Annotated in this window: 15 protein-coding genes; 5 read left to right on the top strand and 10 right to left on the bottom strand. The window is 57.7% G+C overall.

What is annotated here, in order from left to right:
- The 3 genes from HUJ17_RS13955 to HUJ17_RS13965 all read right to left on the bottom strand — a co-directional run.
- Positions 1 to 106 (bottom strand): proton-translocating transhydrogenase family protein (locus HUJ17_RS13955; protein ID WP_290511317.1); only part of this gene is annotated, 106 nt, incomplete at its 3' end.
- Positions 106 to 1,338, bottom strand: a complete 1,233-nt coding sequence (locus HUJ17_RS13960; protein ID WP_290511262.1) for a Re/Si-specific NAD(P)(+) transhydrogenase subunit alpha — start codon at positions 1,336 to 1,338, stop codon at positions 106 to 108. The genes HUJ17_RS13955 and HUJ17_RS13960, both read right to left, overlap by 1 nt.
- A 389-nt stretch (positions 1,339 to 1,727) precedes the next feature.
- Positions 1,728 to 3,155, bottom strand: coding sequence for an AarF/ABC1/UbiB kinase family protein (locus HUJ17_RS13965; RefSeq protein WP_290511263.1), 1,428 nt, complete (start codon positions 3,153 to 3,155; stop codon positions 1,728 to 1,730).
- Positions 3,156 to 3,301: 146 nt separating this feature from the next.
- On the opposite strand from HUJ17_RS13965, the gene HUJ17_RS13970 reads away from it, so the two are divergent.
- Together HUJ17_RS13970 and HUJ17_RS13975 are read left to right on the top strand one after the other, a co-directional pair.
- The gene (locus HUJ17_RS13970) at positions 3,302 to 4,072 is read left to right on the top strand and encodes an alpha/beta hydrolase (RefSeq protein ID WP_290511264.1); all 771 of its coding nucleotides are present in this window, start codon (positions 3,302 to 3,304) and stop codon (positions 4,070 to 4,072) included.
- Positions 4,073 to 4,154: 82 nt separating this feature from the next.
- Positions 4,155 to 5,297: an oxygenase MpaB family protein gene (locus HUJ17_RS13975; protein ID WP_290511265.1), complete on the top strand. Its 1,143-nt coding sequence runs from the start codon at positions 4,155 to 4,157 to the stop codon at positions 5,295 to 5,297.
- A gap of 72 nt (positions 5,298 to 5,369) precedes the next feature.
- Here the strand turns inward: HUJ17_RS13975 and HUJ17_RS13980 are convergent, their stop codons facing one another.
- Positions 5,370 to 7,475: a carboxy terminal-processing peptidase gene (locus HUJ17_RS13980; RefSeq protein ID WP_290511266.1), complete on the bottom strand. Its 2,106-nt coding sequence runs from the start codon at positions 7,473 to 7,475 to the stop codon at positions 5,370 to 5,372.
- Positions 7,476 to 7,644: 169 nt separating this feature from the next.
- Here HUJ17_RS13980 and HUJ17_RS13985 point away from each other — a divergent pair, with 169 nt between their 5' ends.
- Positions 7,645 to 8,868, top strand: a complete 1,224-nt coding sequence (locus HUJ17_RS13985) for a nucleoside recognition domain-containing protein (RefSeq protein WP_290511267.1) — start codon at positions 7,645 to 7,647, stop codon at positions 8,866 to 8,868.
- Here the strand turns inward: HUJ17_RS13985 and HUJ17_RS13990 are convergent.
- Positions 8,850 to 9,497: an alpha-ketoglutarate-dependent dioxygenase AlkB gene (locus HUJ17_RS13990; protein ID WP_290511268.1), complete on the bottom strand. Its 648-nt coding sequence runs from the start codon at positions 9,495 to 9,497 to the stop codon at positions 8,850 to 8,852. The genes HUJ17_RS13985 and HUJ17_RS13990 overlap by 19 nt on opposite strands.
- A 63-nt stretch (positions 9,498 to 9,560) precedes the next feature.
- On the opposite strand from HUJ17_RS13990, the gene corA reads away from it, so the two are divergent.
- The gene (gene corA / locus HUJ17_RS13995) at positions 9,561 to 10,511 is read left to right on the top strand and encodes a magnesium/cobalt transporter CorA (protein ID WP_290511269.1); all 951 of its coding nucleotides are present in this window, start codon (positions 9,561 to 9,563) and stop codon (positions 10,509 to 10,511) included.
- Between the two features lie 171 nt (positions 10,512 to 10,682).
- Here the strand turns inward: corA and HUJ17_RS14000 are convergent, their stop codons facing one another.
- Positions 10,683 to 11,516, bottom strand: a complete 834-nt coding sequence (locus tag HUJ17_RS14000; RefSeq protein WP_290511270.1) for an MBL fold metallo-hydrolase — start codon at positions 11,514 to 11,516, stop codon at positions 10,683 to 10,685.
- Positions 11,517 to 11,588: 72 nt separating this feature from the next.
- Positions 11,589 to 12,071, bottom strand: coding sequence for a hypothetical protein (locus HUJ17_RS14005; RefSeq protein ID WP_290511271.1), 483 nt, complete (start codon positions 12,069 to 12,071; stop codon positions 11,589 to 11,591).
- A gap of 74 nt (positions 12,072 to 12,145) precedes the next feature.
- Between HUJ17_RS14005 and yaaA the strand changes: the two genes are divergently transcribed.
- The gene (gene yaaA / locus HUJ17_RS14010; RefSeq protein WP_290511272.1) at positions 12,146 to 12,922 is read left to right on the top strand and encodes a peroxide stress protein YaaA; all 777 of its coding nucleotides are present in this window, start codon (positions 12,146 to 12,148) and stop codon (positions 12,920 to 12,922) included.
- Between the two features lie 145 nt (positions 12,923 to 13,067).
- Here yaaA and HUJ17_RS14015 read toward each other — a convergent pair whose 3' ends face one another.
- Genes HUJ17_RS14015 through fnr form a run of 3 tightly spaced genes read right to left on the bottom strand, consistent with a single transcriptional unit; the run spans position 13,068 to position 15,042 of the window.
- Positions 13,068 to 13,364, bottom strand: coding sequence for a hypothetical protein (locus HUJ17_RS14015; protein WP_290511273.1), 297 nt, complete (start codon positions 13,362 to 13,364; stop codon positions 13,068 to 13,070).
- A 17-nt stretch (positions 13,365 to 13,381) separates the two neighbouring features.
- Complete coding sequence (locus HUJ17_RS14020; RefSeq protein WP_290511274.1) at positions 13,382 to 14,299, bottom strand: universal stress protein; 918 nt, start codon at positions 14,297 to 14,299, stop codon at positions 13,382 to 13,384.
- Positions 14,296 to 15,042: a fumarate/nitrate reduction transcriptional regulator Fnr gene (fnr, locus tag HUJ17_RS14025; RefSeq protein ID WP_290511275.1), complete on the bottom strand. Its 747-nt coding sequence runs from the start codon at positions 15,040 to 15,042 to the stop codon at positions 14,296 to 14,298. Before fnr ends, HUJ17_RS14020 begins: the two co-directional genes overlap by 4 nt.
- Between the last annotated feature and the right edge of the window lie 2 nt (positions 15,043 to 15,044).

The following is a 15,044-nucleotide window of genomic DNA, read 5'->3' on the forward strand; positions in this document are numbered from 1 at the left end:
AACCGGACATCAGCGGGGTGTGCAGGGTGGGCGGAACCTTGGTGATCAGTTCCACACCGAGGAAGATCGCCAGCACAAACAGAGTCAGTTGGGCTACGAAATCCATTATTTCTCCTCCTCCTTGTTGGCGTCGGAGTCCGCATCGGCGGTTTCCTCTGCCTCGGGCTCAGGCTTGGCCAGAGCGGGCAGGCCGAGCAGGTCGCGCAGGCGGGCCTGGGGTACGTCGCCATCGTGGCTGATGACGGTTTCCACAACGATTTCGTCTTCGAAATCCAGTTGCAGGTCGCCGTTATCGTCCAGCAGCAGATTAAGCAGGTTTTCCATGTTTTTGCCGAACATCTGGCTGGCATGGAAAGATACGGAGGAGGGCACGTTCTCGGGGCCGACGATGGTCACGCCGTGCTTGACAACGGTCTTGCCAGACTCGGTCAAATCACAGTTGCCGCCACGTTCGGCGGCCAGATCCACAATGATGGAGCCGGGTTTCATGGCCTTGACCATGTCTTCGGTGACCAGAATAGGGCTCTTCGCGCCGGGAACGGCAGCAGTGGTGATTACCACGTCCATTTCCTTGATGACTTCTGTCATCAGCTCGCGCTGACGCTTGAGGAAGTCTTCGCCCTGGGCTTTGGCGTAACCGCCGGAGCCTTCTGCTTCACCGGTATCAAGGTCCAGCTCCACCGGCTTGGCGCCAACGGACAGGATCTGTTCACGGGCAGCTGGGCGCACGTCATAGGCTTCCACCACAGCACCCAGGCGCTTGGCAGTTGCACAGGCCTGCAAGCCAGCTACACCGGCACCCATCACGAACACGCGGGAGGCGTTCATGGTGCCGGCAGCGGTCATGTTCATGGGGAACATGCGCTGGGATTCGTTGGCAGCCAGCAGCACGCATTTGTAACCGGCAATCATGGCCATGGAGGAGAGTACATCCATAGCCTGGGCGCGGGTGATCCGCGGTACCAGCTCCAGTGCCAGGCCGGTAACTTTCTTGTCGGCCAGGGTCTGGGCAAATTGCGGGTTGGCCAGCGGATCGGTCATGCCGATAACGATCTGGCCTTGCTTGAGTTTGTCGAGATCCTCGTTGCCGTTCTGGGTGTTGCTGCCAGGTGTTTGCACCTGCAGTACCACTTGAGCGGAAGAGAATACCTCGTCGCGATCAACCAGCTTGGCACCGGCAGCTTCAAACGCGCTGTCCGGGTAGCCGGCAATATCACCAGCGCCACGCTCGATGATGATCTCGACACCTTGTTTTTTCAGCAATGCGCTGACGTTGGCAGGCGTTAATGCAACGCGCTGCTCGCCAGGGCAGATTTCTTTGGGAACACCGATAATCACCTGCGTTACCCCCGTCTGTGGTTCGCAAATAATCGGCTATCAGGGCGGCTGAGTTGGCAACCCGGCGCCTTGAAAGCCTCGTTAAACGGTCGCTTCATGGGAGCCGACCGACAAGAGCCTGTCCCAGGCCCTTGCGCACCGCGTGCGGCGGAAAGTGGTGACCCGGAGGTCGCTACTGTCATCCGTCACACTGCGAAGGTCGAATACCTCCGGTCAGTCCGTTGAATCGGACAAACCGGGGAATAACTTCCGTCGGTGGCGCAAAGGCCTGAAACAGGCTCTCAGCAGGGTGCTAACCTTATTGTGGCGATGCCACCTTGGCAAATGACAATTCGTTATCGCACCGATAAGCGGGTGACAAATCGGTGTTTTTGTCACTTTCGGAGCCGTTAATCTACCGGACTGATGGTTTTTTGATCAACCAGCATTACGTCCGCATCTTCCTGCATGTGAATAAATGGCTCGAGAATAGTATTGCCACGCACTTCGGCCTCGATTACATGCAAAAATGTGTAGGCGCCAAGTAGCTTGCGGGCGAGGAAAATAAATTCCTTTGGCGGCACATCAAAGTGCACTGACAAGGCATTGCGGCTGGCCCGATTCATGATCCGGTTTGGTAAATCGCTGTTGCCCCAGCAATATTCGCCCTTGTCATTGAGGACTTCCGCCGGTGGCGGGAAGCGGTCAGGGTCCTGCAGCACCTCAATGGCCTCAAAGCAAAGCGAGCAAAAGTCATCCAGAAGGCGTCGCGGGGCACCGCGGGCCAGGAAATCCAGGGCGTTGAGGGCGCGAATCAGGCGATCACCGTCGTGGTGAAAGGACGCTCTGATCATTTCCCGGCCCGGTCCCAGCACCTCATTGTCAAAATCCCGAATAGCGCCGAAGTCCAGCAATACAATCTGGTCATTCTCAGGGCTGTCGCCAAAACGCAGCAGATAGTTGCCGAAATTAGGGTCGGTCTGCATTTTGTTCCATTCGAACACCTCCCGGCAGCACAACTCCATGATGGCTCGACCGATAAAGTTGCGGCGTTCCTGGGATAGCTTCAGCACGGACGGGTCGGTGACGCTGATGCCGCGCTCGAAGGTCATGCACATGATGTTGTGGCTGGAGTACTCAGAGACGATTTCCGGCACCACAAATCGGGTATCTTCGGCCAGCACGTGTCGAAAATGGCGGGTGGTGTGGGCCTCCAGATCGTAATCCACTTCCCGCTGGAGCATTTCGCGCACTTCATCGAGCCACAGATTGAATTGCTCGGTCATCGGAACCAGGCGACTCAGCTTGAGCAGGCGAACCAGGGCGCGCATGTCCGAGTCAATGGCATCGGCAACGCCAGGATACTGGATCTTGAGCACCAGCTCCTTGCCGTCCGATTTACGTATGGCTTTATGGACCTGGGCCAGGGAGGCGGCGCCCAGCGGCGTTTCCTCGATCTCCAGTTCCGCCATTTTGACCTCGCCAAGCTCTCGCTTGAGGTGGCGCTCAATGGAGGGCCACTCCAGGGCGCTGGTCTGGTTTTCCAGAGTGTGCAGGGCTGTGGTCACTTCCTCTGGCAGGAAATGCTCGCCGAAAAGGGCCATCATCTGGCCGATTTTGACGACAGAACCCTTGAGTCGGCCCAGTTCATCCACCAGCTCCTGGGCGCGGGCGGACAGGTTCTCCTTGCGGCGAGCCTCACGTTGATCCTTGGGGGTAAAGATGGAGCCGGCACTGGCGGTCGCATACTTGGCACCGGCCAGAAAGCCGGCCTTGGCCATGGAAAAGCGTCGCTCAACCGAGCCGGTCTTAACCCGTTTTACGGTTTTTCGTGTCATAGTCGCGAGGAAACTCCGTTTGCCATCCTGAACGCCGGTGGCATTCTAGCCGGTATTGGATAGTGGGTCATTGCCCGGACCTGTTACAGGCTTTGTTGGTTTGTGTCTGACAGGGTACAGAATAAGCGCCAGAAAGGAGAGCTTGCATGGGAAGAACCTGGGTGTTGTTGCGTGGCCTGGTTCGTGAACAGAGACACTGGGAGGATTTCCCGGAACATTTTCAGGCCAGTGTGCCACAGGACCGGGTTGTAACTGTGGATTTGCCTGGTAACGGGCGCTTCTATCAGGACAAAAGCCCGACTCGGGTTGCCGCCATGGTGGCCCATCTGCGCGATCAGCTGGTCAAACAGGGACATCAGGGTCCTTACCATCTGGTAGCCTTGTCACTGGGCGGCATGGTGGCGGTGCAATGGTTGTGTCAGGCACCTGGCGATGTGGCATTTGCGGGCTTGATCAACACCAGTGCCAGCCGATACAGCCCGTTCTGGCGACGCTTGCGCCCAGCCAATTACCGTCGCCTGCTAAGTGATGCAGTATTCGGTCGTGACCGATTGCGCAAGGAAACTGCCATTCTGGAAATTACCTCAAACCTGCGTGAGCCCGAATTCCTTCATCAGCTGGCAGAAACCTGGGCTGGCTATGCCCGCGAGCAGCCGGTCTCTTTGATTAACAGCCTGCGCCAGCTGCTCGCTGCCATGCGGTTTCGAGCTCCAGCGTCCTTACCGGAAAGCGTGCCTGTTTTGATCATTAACGGGGCAGGGGACCGCCTGGTCAGCCCTGCCTGCTCACAGAGCCTTGCCCAGGCCTGGGACCTGCCGATGAAATCCCACCCTCAGGCAGGTCATGATCTCCCCCTGGATGCACCGCAGTGGCTAATCAATACCCTGATTGAAGGGGTAACAGATTTCACTGTTTAGTGTGTTGACCGTCCCACCTCGCTGGCCTAGCGTTACCACAGAACTCACGAGTTCTAAGGTGGTAACAAATGCGAGGTAAGTCATGGCAACACCACAGGAAATATCCCGCTTCGAGCGCGGACCACAGAGCCCCCGTGAGCGGGTCTGGTGGGACCGCTATTCCCATGAACGACTGAATGCCTGGCGCCAGGTACAGGACCCGCTGGCGGACCGCTGCGCGGCAAAAATCAAGTTCACCCGACCTTCCGGTTTGCTAGAGGAAGTGGAAAGACGGGCCAGGGAAGAGGGTGGCGATTTCCTGGCTTTTCTAGACCATTGCCATACGGTGCCATCGTGGGTTGATTTCGACGCCATGGAGCTGGGCCGGCGCATGTACCGCCGCAATGGCGCACTGCAGGGCCTTGTGCTGATGTGTTCCAGCCTGGTGGAAGGTTATGCGCACAACAAGCCATCCCAGGTACTGGTTGCCACCGGACGCTTGCAGAAAGATGTTTCCCGACGGATCTATGAAACTGGGCAGATGCTCCACAACATCGTTGGCGACGACGGCATTCGCCCCGGCAGCCTTGGGCATCGCACCCTGATGGAGGTACGCCTGCTGCACGCGGCAGTGCGACAGTTCCTGGCCAATAATCCGCGTTGGGACAATGCCAGATATGATCTGCCCATCAATCAGGAGGACATGGCCGGCACCATTCTGGAGTTCGATTTCATGGTGGTCAGGGGGCTCAAACGATTGGGGCTGCAGATCAGCCGCACCGAACATGAATCCATGCATTATTTCTGGCGTTATGCGGGGTACCTGCTTGGTGTCGACGACGCCTTGCTGACAACCACCCTGGAAGAACAGGAAATTCTTGCCATGCAGTTGACCTCGCACCTGTATGAACCCACGGCGGACAGCGAATCACTGGCCAAGGCCCTGTTGCGGGACATGGCCGGCAAACCGCCGTTCAACCTGTCCTATGAGGTATTGCTGGGCTTCAGCCGTTACCTGATTGGCGACAAAGTCGCGGATGATCTGAATATCCATAGCAGCGTTTCCGCTGCCACTGCGGTGCGGGTGGTGAAGACGGCTGTCAGTGCCGCCAGTCTCGGGGTGCGGTTCCTGCCGGATCCTGCCAAGCGGGTCCTGGAAGACTTGAATCATCGATTGGGCAAGCGAACCTTGAAAGCAGGTCTGGGAGACGATCCGGCCCGCTGGGGCTTCAAAGCCCTGGCCTGAAAACAAAAAAACCGGCGAAAGCCGGTTTTTTTGTTGCTGCGCCTGTTGTTTCCGTAGTTGGGATGGCCCGATTTAGCCTTTGCGGGCCACCTGGTTTTCTCGTATCAGATTCATGTAGTCCACCAGAATTTCCCCGGTTTCCCGTACGTACGGATCTTCATCAATGGATTCGTCATCGCTTTCCGGGTCCAGCGCCCGCTGCTCTTCCAGATCACGCAGCTCCTTGATGCTGGCAAGCGGCTCTTCGTCGCGGGATTTGCGGCGCTGGTTTTCGATGGCAAGGCGTTCGCGATCCAACGCCTTTTGTGTGGCTGTGCGACTTTTTTCGTTCAGGGACAACTCCGTGCGGCTGCGGTTCTCGTCCAGCAACCTGCGCAGGGATTCCACGTAAATGAACTCCGGGTCCTTGTTGATGCGGCTGGAATGCTGTTCCCGCAGCTGGGGCAGGTAGGGGACAATATCGCTGACACGCTGGTATTTTGCCGAGTCAATTTCATCCCAGGGCAGGGCATTGGGCAACGAGCTTTCTCCCACCTCGTCCTTGTCGATAAGCGATGGCATATCCACGTCGGGCACGATGCCCAGGTTCTGGTTACTGGAACCGGATACCCGATAGAACTTGGCGTTGGTCATCTTAAGCTTGCCGTGGTTCAGATCCAGCAATGTCTGCACTGTACCTTTGCCGTAGGTCTGATCACCGACAATCAGGGCGCGGCCATAATCCTGCATTGCGCCGGCAAAGATTTCCGAGGCAGAAGCGCTGAAGCGATTGACCATCACCGCCATGGGGCCGGCGTAGAGCACACCGGGGAATTTATCACCCTCAATGCTGACCCGGCCATTAGACTCGCGCACCTGTACGGTGGGGCCCCGGTTGATAAACAGGCTGACCAGCTTGTTCACCTCCAGCAGGGAGCCGCCACCGTTATTGCGCAGATCAATCACCAGTCCGTCGATGTTTTCCTTGCGCAGCTCAACCAGCAGCTTGGCTACGTCACTGGTAGTGCTGGTGTAGTTGGGGTCACCGCGGTGGAAGGCGGCAAAATCCAGATAAAACGCCGGGATTTCGATGATGCCCAGTTTCATGGTCTCGCCATCGCGCTCGACGGTGATCACGTCCTTTTTGGCCGCCTGTTCTTCCAATACCACCTTGTTGCGCTCGATGGTAATGGTGCGGGTATCGTGTTCACTGGCACTACCGGCAGGAATGATTTCCAGATTCACCTTGGTGCCCTTGGGGCCACGGATCTGGTCCACCACTTCGTCCAGGCGCAGACCGATTACTGGTTCCGGAGCTTGGTCATCCTGGGAAACACCCACGATCCGGTCTGCTGGTTTCAGCTGGCCGCTTTTTGCCGCCGGGCCGCCGGGGACCAGGCGTACCACTTTGGTATAACCGTCTTCGTACTGTAGAACTGCGCCGATACCTTCCAGGGAGCGGCTCATGCTGATGTCGAAGTTCTCCGAGTTATGCGGTGTGAAATAGGTGGTGTGGGGATCAAAGGTTTGTGTCAGTGCATTGATGTAAACCTGAAAGACATCTTCCGGAGTGTTCTGGCTGATACGTTTGAGCTGGCTCTCATAGCGGCGAGTCAGGCGGGTACGAATATCCTCCAGGGAACTGTCATTGAGGCGCATGGACAGGACGGCATTTTTCAGCTGTCGGTGCCAGATAGCATCCAGTGCTGCCTCGTCGGCAGCCCAAGGCGCATCTTCACGGTCCACCAACACGGATTCCTCACCCTCAAAGGTCAGCGACTCCAGGTCATTCTCAATGGTGTCGAGTAGCTTGCTCAGCCGCGCTTCCAGACGTTGCTGGAAACGGTTAAAGATGGTGTAGCCGGCTTCCAGTTGCCCCCGGCTCAGCTGGTCATCCAGCTGGTCTCGGTAACGCTCGAATTCTCGAATGTCCGTGGCCAGGAAATACTGGCGATTTGGGTCCAGATCCTTGAGATAACTATCCAGGACTTGGCTTGAAAGAGTGTCGTCAAACTCGAGTTGCCGGTAATGATGCTTCAGTTTTGCGGCAATTTCCTCGGCGGCATCCAGCTGATTGCTGGTGGGCTTCAGGTTACCCTGAACCTCCGGCTCGGAACGAAGACCACTCACTCCCTGAATGGCGCCCCCAAGCAGGACAAGTGCCAGCGCCAGGGGAAAGAGTTTACGAACTAGTGACATGCTGTTTCTCAAACGATTTACCTGCAGTATAGACGACCGCCCGTAGGCGGTCATTCACGGTTGCTATAACCTGTAGACTATTCTGAGTGCGCGAAGTTGCACGGTCAGACAAGTCTCTCAATCACGGTTTCCAGCAATTCAAACAAGACCCTAGCGCACGGGGGATGCTTTGCACAGACTGTTCAGCCTGTTTTTCCTTGCGGGTATCGCCGGAGCGGTGATACAGCTTATCGGTGGAGATATGGCGGCTCCGGGCCGTTTAATCAATGCCCTCTGGTCGGCAGCCGACCTGGCCGTGGAGGTGAGCCTGGGGCTGATCGGGGTGCTCGCACTTTGGAGCGGGCTGTTCAAGATGGCCGAAGCCAGCAACCTGGCCGCCCGGTTGTCGTCATGGGTTGAGCCGGTTCTCGCTCGCTTGATGCCAGGAGTCCGGCGCACTCCCGAAGCATCCGCACCGGTTTCCATGAATCTGGCTGCCAACATGCTGGGCCTGGACAATGCCGCCACACCGCTTGGGCTCAAGGCCATGGAACGCCTGCAGGAAGGCAATCCGCAGCCGACACGGGCCACGGATAGCCAGATCATGTTCCTGGTGCTCAACACATCGTCGGTCACCCTGGTACCGGTAACCGTGCTGTTGTTCCGAGCCCAGCAGGGCGCCAACGACCCGGCGGCGGTCTACCTGCCGCTACTGATGGCGACCACCATATCCACCCTGGTGGGCATTCTGGTCACCGCCCGGGTGCAGCGTATCTCTCTGCGTGACCCGCTGTTGCTGGTAGTGGCCGGGCTGTGGCTGAGCATATTGGCGGCACTGGGCATCGTGGTGTGGCTGGCGCCCACGGAGCTGGCCAATACCCTCTCAAGTCTGCTCGGTAACGGCATTCTGTTGCTGGTATTGAGCGCCTTCTTCATTGCCGCCTGGCGCGGCGGTGTGGATAGCTACGACACATTTGTTGAAGGCGCCAAGGAGGGCTTTGCCCTGGCGGTACGCCTGATTCCCTACCTGGTGGCCATGCTGGCGGCTATCGCCATGCTAAGAGCCGGCGGGGTGCTGGACCTGTTTCTGGACGGCATCCGCTTCGGGGCCGCCACCATTGGTTGGGATACCCGTTTTGTGGACGCGCTACCGGTGGCGTTCCTCAAACCCCTCAGCGGCTCCGGGGCTCGGGCAGCCATGGTGGATGTGATGCAGACCCAGGGTGTGGATTCCCTGGCGGCGCGGATGGCTGCGGTCATGCAGGGGTCCACCGAAACCACTTTCTATGTCCTGGCTGTGTATTTTGGCAGCGTGGGCATTCGCGATTTCCGATACGCCTTGTGGTGCGGCCTGGCGGCGGATGCAGCGGGGCTGATTGCCGCGATCTTGCTCAGTTATGCGTTCTGGGGCTGACCGGTCGTGAGGATCCGGCGAAAGGTGAGATTGAGCCGCTCAGCTTGAACCCGTTGCCGACGCGGTAAGGCATGCTGAAATTGCTGCTGCACTTGCGGGCTCATCAGCAACAGGCTGTTGTCGGGCAGGGCAAGCGAGAAGCACTGCCGCGTGCTGTCACGGGGCCGAAACACGAAATCCCTTTCGGCGCCAAGGCTGTAGGACGCAATCCAGGGTTCCGCCCCCAATTCCGGTTCGTCGTCACTGTGATAGCCCATGCAGTCCTTGCCGTTTCGATAACGATTGGCCAATACCGAGTTAAAATGATGTCCGCAGAGCTCACTGACGGTATCGCGCACGGGCAACAGGGCGTCAGGCCAACCCTCGGCCACATGCTGATGACCGGAGTAGCGGTAGGGAATGCCCGCATCACCATGCCAGGCGGTGAGACGTGGTACGGTATGATAACGGCCGAACACCTGTATTCGTGGCTGCTGCCAGTCCAGCTGGCTATTCAATGTCGCCTGCAGCGACCGGCTCAGCGCAGCGGGCAGGGCGTCATGCCATAGCCAGAGCCGGGCCTCGCCGGCCAGTGTTATCAATTGCGGTTCTTTTTCCCGGGCCCTGGCTCGGGAATCGTTGACAGTCATAAGCGTCGTGCTTTATCAAATTGCTGCCGGCGACTTGCCGGCAATGTTGATTAGGAAAACATCATGCTGCATATCTTCCGCATCGAAAACGGTGTTCTGCGTGAAAAGGACACGGAAAGCATTCTGCCCACCCTGGCCGAGGATGCCAGCTGGATTGACCTGGTGGATTCGGAAGAGAGTGAGCGGGAGCTTGTGCAGCAATTTCTGGAAGCGGAACTGCCGGCCTCCGATGACATGGAGGAAATCGAAGCCTCGGCCCGTTTCTTCAGCGATGAACAGGGCCTGCATGTCCATTCCCTGTTCTTGTTCCAGTCCGAGGGGCGAGCCCGAACTTCCACGGTAGCATTTGTCGTGCAGGAAGGGAGGCTACTGTCATTCCGCGACTCCCGTTTGCCGGATTTCCGGCTGCTGCGCTTGCGTGTACGTCGCGGCTGGGTAAAGGCCCAGCAGCCCATTGATATCCTGCTGAGCATTCTGGAGCAGAAAGTGGAAAACCTGGCCGATGCCCTGGAGGATGTGCACCGTGACCTGGAGCAGGTGGGTTACAGCGTACTGGAAGAGGAAAACGGTGAGCTGGAAGAGGATATCGAGAAGCTGGCCCGACTGGAGGATACCAACGGCAAGATTCGCCTGTGCCTGATGGATACCCAGCGCTCCATTTCCTTCATTCAACGTTACGTTCGTACCGACAAGGTGCGGCGCCGCACCTGTGCCGAGGTGCAGCATGATCTGGACACATTGATGTCGCACACCACCTTCCTGTTCGACAAGATCAACTTCCTGATGGATGCAGCGCAGGGGTTCATCAACATCCAGCAGAACCAGATCATCAAGATCTTTTCCATCGCTGCCGTGGTATTCCTGCCGCCCACCATGATTGCCAGCATCTATGGCATGAACTTCGAGATCATGCCGGAACTGGATATGGCTTATGGCTATCCCATGGCGATCTGTCTGATGCTGCTATCCGGCATGACGCCTTACTGGTTTTTCAAGCGTAAAGGGTGGTTGTGAAGGGCAGTTAACGGTGCATAGTTAACCGCGAAAACCGCCTTCGGCGGAGCACCTGTAGGAGCATCGCTTGAGATGCGAATGGACGTAGCAGGAAGCGAGTAAGAATTCGCGAAAACCAAAACCGTAGCGCTGGTTTGCTTTTGCCTCTCGACACTCGCTTCCCTGGCGCAATCAGGTTCTGTGCCAACCCTGATCGGCTTCCTCGGCTTTGCCGTCTTCGCCCAGCTTGATCAGGTGGGCCTGCAGGGAGAGCTGGGCCACACCGTGCAGGAATTCCGGCACGTCGTCGTAGACCGCCTTCACCAGTACGCCCAGGGTTTGCGGGTCGCCCGACAGGGCGTCCAGTACCTTGTCTTCACGTTTCTGTCGGTGCGCCAGGGTATGGCTGAGGGTCTCTTCCGGATCGCTGATCACATCGCCATGGCCAGGAGCCATCATCGTAATACCGCGCTGCTGCAGTTTGCGCAGGGACGCAAAGTAAGCCTGCATGGAACCGGAGGGTGGGGCGATCACGACCGTTGAGCCCTGGATCAGGTGATCGCCGGTAAACAGCAGGCCATCATCACTGAGGTAGCACAAATGATTGCCCACATGGCCAGGGGTCTCGATCACCTGTAGCGAAACGCCGCCGCAATCCACCCGGTCTCCCTCGCCCAACAGACGGTCTGACTGCCAGCTCTCATCTTGCAGGCCGTCATCGGGTACTGAGGGGCCTAGACAACGAGCCCCGGTGGCTGCCACCAACGCCAGAGCGCCGGGAGAATGGTCTCGATGGGTATGGGTAACCAGGACCTGGTCGATGGGTTTTCCCAGGGTGTGGGCAGCCTGCAGGAGTGCCTGCAGGTGTTCCTGATCCTCGGGGCCGGGATCAATGACAGTCAGGCTATCCTTGCCAAACAGATAACTGTTAGTGCCTGGCCCGGTCATCATGCCCGGGTTACGCGCCAGAACCCGCCAGGCATGGTCGCCAATGGGGGTGAGCTGGCCGGCAATCAGTGATGCCATAGTGACTCCTGGGAGTTTGGAGGCCGCATTGTGACGATTCGCCCGCCAGGATGCCAGTCCGGGGGCTGCCCACTACTTTTTCGGGTAAGCCAGCTTGTCGATCACGCCCAGTTCCCAGCGATCCACCGGGGTGTTTTCGGGCGGGTGGCGGCTTACCACAGCAAAGGGGTAATCCTGACCGGCAGGAACGTACATCTGCAGATCAATAGGCTGCTGGTAAATCACCGTGCATTCGTTCTCTGTCTCCGGGCAGGACAGGGCACGGGCCTGGAGTGTTACCGCCGCCACATTCATTTCACTACGATTATCCAGGTTGCCGGTCAGGCGCACGCCGGATTCGGAGGCAAGACTTTCTTTCAATGTCACCACAATACCGTCCGGCGGGAGACGCACTTGGTCATCCCGGCCGCCATGCCAGACACCGACGCCAAGAACGATGAGGCCCGTCAACACCAGGCTTAGCACCAGATAGAAAGGTCGACGGCCCCATTGCCAGCTACCCCACAGCAGAACGGTAACCGCGATAATGACAGTCAATACCAGTAATAGGCGCATTTATTCTCCTGAATTGCAGACCTCACTCCTCCTGATTCATATAATCCCCGGAGCCATATGTAAAGGAGAAGGCCATGCTGATTGTTGTGTCGCCGGCAAAAACCCTGGATTACGAGAGCGAATTGCCAACGCTGAAAACCACCCAGCCCCGTTTGCTGGATGACAGCGAAGTGTTGATCGAACGGGCTCGCCAGCTTTCCCCGGCGGATGTCAGCAGCCTGATGAGCGTGAGTGACAAGATTGCCCATTTGAACGTGGAGCGCTTTGCCCAGTGGCAACGCCCTTTCAGCAAGAGCAATGCCCGGCCCGCCGCGTTTGCCTTCAAGGGTGATGTCTACACCGGCCTGGACATTGAGACATTCACCGAAAACCAGCTCAAGGACGCCCAGGGTCGTTTCCGCATGTTGTCAGGACTGTATGGTGTGTTGCGGCCACTGGATTTGATGCAGCCATACCGGCTGGAAATGGGCACCAAGCTGGATAACCCTCGGGGCAAGGATCTTTACACGTTCTGGGGCGACATTATCACCGAACAACTAAGCAAGGATATGAAAGCGGCAAAAACCGACGTGCTGGTCAATCTGGCGTCCAATGAGTACTTCAAATCCGTGAAGAAGAATCGCATTGATGGCCGCATCATTGAACCGGTATTCCAGGATGAGAAAAACGGCAAGTACAAGGTGATCAGCTTTTACGCCAAGAAGGCCCGGGGGCTGATGGCGGCCTGGATCATCAAGAAGGGCATCAAGGACCCGTTGAAACTTAAGAATTTCGATGTGGCGGGTTATCGCTTCTGCGCGGAGGAGTCCACAGCGGACAAACCGGTATTCAGACGGCAAGAGCAGCAATAGTGCCGCTGCGGGTGTAATCAAAGGCCCTAAACGCAGAGGGCACAGAGAATCCCGAGGACAAGGATGGGTTTCTTTGTGGCCTCTGCGGTGGAAATGCCGTTGCTTGCCTCCGTCATCGCGCCGCCAGCGACGCTCCCAAGGTAATTTAGTCTCTGTCTTCGAATTCGCTACGGGCGGCAAGCAAGCCGGTTTTCAGACCATCCCAGGCCAGTTCCACGCCCGCCTTGATGTCATCCCAGGCATCTTCACCGTGGGATTCCAGTTTTTCCAGTTTCGCTTCCAGCTCATCGCGACGATCCTGAATCTCGGCAATTTTCTGCTTGGCTTCCTCGCGCCACTCTTCACGCTTGTCTCCCAGCCGGGCAGTGAGGCGATCCAGCTGATAATCCCAGTCTTCCAGCTTCTGGCGAATGTTGTCGGCAAAGTCCTTCTTGTCTGTCATTGCGTGGTTCTCCTTAATCAGGCTTGCCAGGGACTCTGGAAGCCCTCGGGTTTGATCACCAGCACATCGGTGCTGGCACGGGTAATCACGGACTCTGCGGTGGCGCCTAGCAACAGCCTCTCCGGCAGGTTGCGGTGCACAGTGCCCACCACCAGCACATCCATGTTCTGTTCTTCACAATATGTCGCCAGTGTTGGCGCCACCGGCCCGCTGAGGGTTGTCATTTGATCCTGATCGAGGCCCTGGGCGGCACCGAACTTCAGAAAGCGCTCACGGTAGAACTCACGTACCTTTTCCATGCCACCGCTGTAATCAGGGATCGCCTCACCCACCAGAAGAATCAGGCTGTCGTCCACCTCATCCATTACATGGCAGGCTTGCAAGGCACCGGCTACATTGCTGGCAAACTGGCGAGCGGCATCCAGCACCCTGATCGCAAGTGGATCATTCGGCTGCTCTTCGCTGCCCGGGTCAAGGGCGGCCAGTATTTTCGGTGATGACGCCCACTGGTGACCATGCACGCACAGTACCGGGCAAGGTGCCTTGCGGATCAGTTGCCAGTCCCGGGGCGTAAATAGATGCCGGCGCAGCACACCCTCTTCGCTGGTATGCACTACGACCATGGCAGGCCCCAGGACAAGGATGCTGTCGCGCAGGGCCGCCATGCTGTCTTTTTGCCAGAGAATGGAAAGCTCGCAGTCATCTCTGTCCGTCAATTCGCCGATGCGCTTCTGCCAGGCTTTATGGATCTGTGCCCGGGCGGCGTTCTGGCGCTCCTGATCAACGCCAACGGCACGTACCATGGCCGAGGAATAGGCATTGACCAGGACATGCAGCGGCACCTGCCTGGCATCAGCGATTTGTTGAGCCTTGTGTAGCGCTGGCTGGGGTGCCTTCAGGTCACTGTCGAGAATGGCCAGAATGGGGGTGCTCACAGACTGGCCTCCAGGCTCTGCCGTTCGCCGCAAAGGCTGCCCCGATCCAGAATTTCCACTTCACGACCTTCTACGCGCAGCCATTCATTCTGTTGAAACCGGGTAAAGATACGGCTGACGGTTTCCACCGCCAGGCCTAGATAGTTGGCGATGTCATAGCGGGACATGGGCAGGCGGAACGCCCGCTCACTGAGCCCGCGTCGCTGATGGCGAGCTGACATGGAAAGTAGCAATGAAGCCACCCGGTCATCGGCATTTTTCTTGCTTAGCAGCATGTGAAGCTCACGGTCAGAGCGGATTTCATTACTCATCAAGCTGAAGAAATGATGCTGCAGCGAAGGAATACGCTGGGAGAGCGTTTCCAGCTTCGAGAAGGGGATCTCGCAGACGGTAGCGGTTTCCAGGGCCTTGGCATTGGACACATGGTGCGCGGTGCTGATGCCATCCATACCCAGTACTTCACCGGGCAGATAAAAGCCGGTGACCTGTTCGTCGCCTTCATCGCTGAGAACGTAGGTCTTCAGCGCGCCAGAACGAACCGCATAGACGGCCTGAAAATCATCTGCTGCACGATACAGATGCTCACCGCGCTTCAGAGGGCGGCCCCGGTGAATGATGCGATCCAGCTCATCGAGCTGTGCCGGCGCCACTGCCAGGGGGAGGCAGACGGGACTCAGGCTGCAATCATTGCAGGAAACATGTTGGGACACGATGCGTCTCCGGTTAATAGCTGCGTAATGCAAAT

Origin of the sequence: Alcanivorax sp. (genome assembly GCF_014762765.1) — a bacterium.
In the GTDB taxonomy this organism is placed as follows: domain Bacteria; phylum Pseudomonadota; class Gammaproteobacteria; order Pseudomonadales; family Alcanivoracaceae; genus Alcanivorax.

What these genes read in the sequence shown, in the direction of transcription:
- HUJ17_RS14000 (WP_290511270.1), bottom strand. Translation starts at nt 11,516, where the DNA reads ATGGCATCACTGATTGCCGGCCAGCTCACCCCCATTGGCGACCATGCC.
- HUJ17_RS13975 (WP_290511265.1), top strand. Translation starts at nt 4,155, where the DNA reads ATGGCAACACCACAGGAAATATCCCGCTTCGAGCGCGGACCACAGAGC.
- HUJ17_RS13970 (WP_290511264.1), top strand. Translation starts at nt 3,302, where the DNA reads ATGGGAAGAACCTGGGTGTTGTTGCGTGGCCTGGTTCGTGAACAGAGA.
- HUJ17_RS13965 (WP_290511263.1), bottom strand. Translation starts at nt 3,155, where the DNA reads ATGACACGAAAAACCGTAAAACGGGTTAAGACCGGCTCGGTTGAGCGA.
- HUJ17_RS13990 (WP_290511268.1), bottom strand. Translation starts at nt 9,497, where the DNA reads ATGACTGTCAACGATTCCCGAGCCAGGGCCCGGGAAAAAGAACCGCAA.
- HUJ17_RS13980 (WP_290511266.1), bottom strand. Translation starts at nt 7,475, where the DNA reads ATGTCACTAGTTCGTAAACTCTTTCCCCTGGCGCTGGCACTTGTCCTG.
- yaaA (WP_290511272.1), top strand. Translation starts at nt 12,146, where the DNA reads ATGCTGATTGTTGTGTCGCCGGCAAAAACCCTGGATTACGAGAGCGAA.
- HUJ17_RS14005 (WP_290511271.1), bottom strand. Translation starts at nt 12,071, where the DNA reads ATGCGCCTATTACTGGTATTGACTGTCATTATCGCGGTTACCGTTCTG.
- HUJ17_RS14015 (WP_290511273.1), bottom strand. Translation starts at nt 13,364, where the DNA reads ATGACAGACAAGAAGGACTTTGCCGACAACATTCGCCAGAAGCTGGAA.
- corA (WP_290511269.1), top strand. Translation starts at nt 9,561, where the DNA reads ATGCTGCATATCTTCCGCATCGAAAACGGTGTTCTGCGTGAAAAGGAC.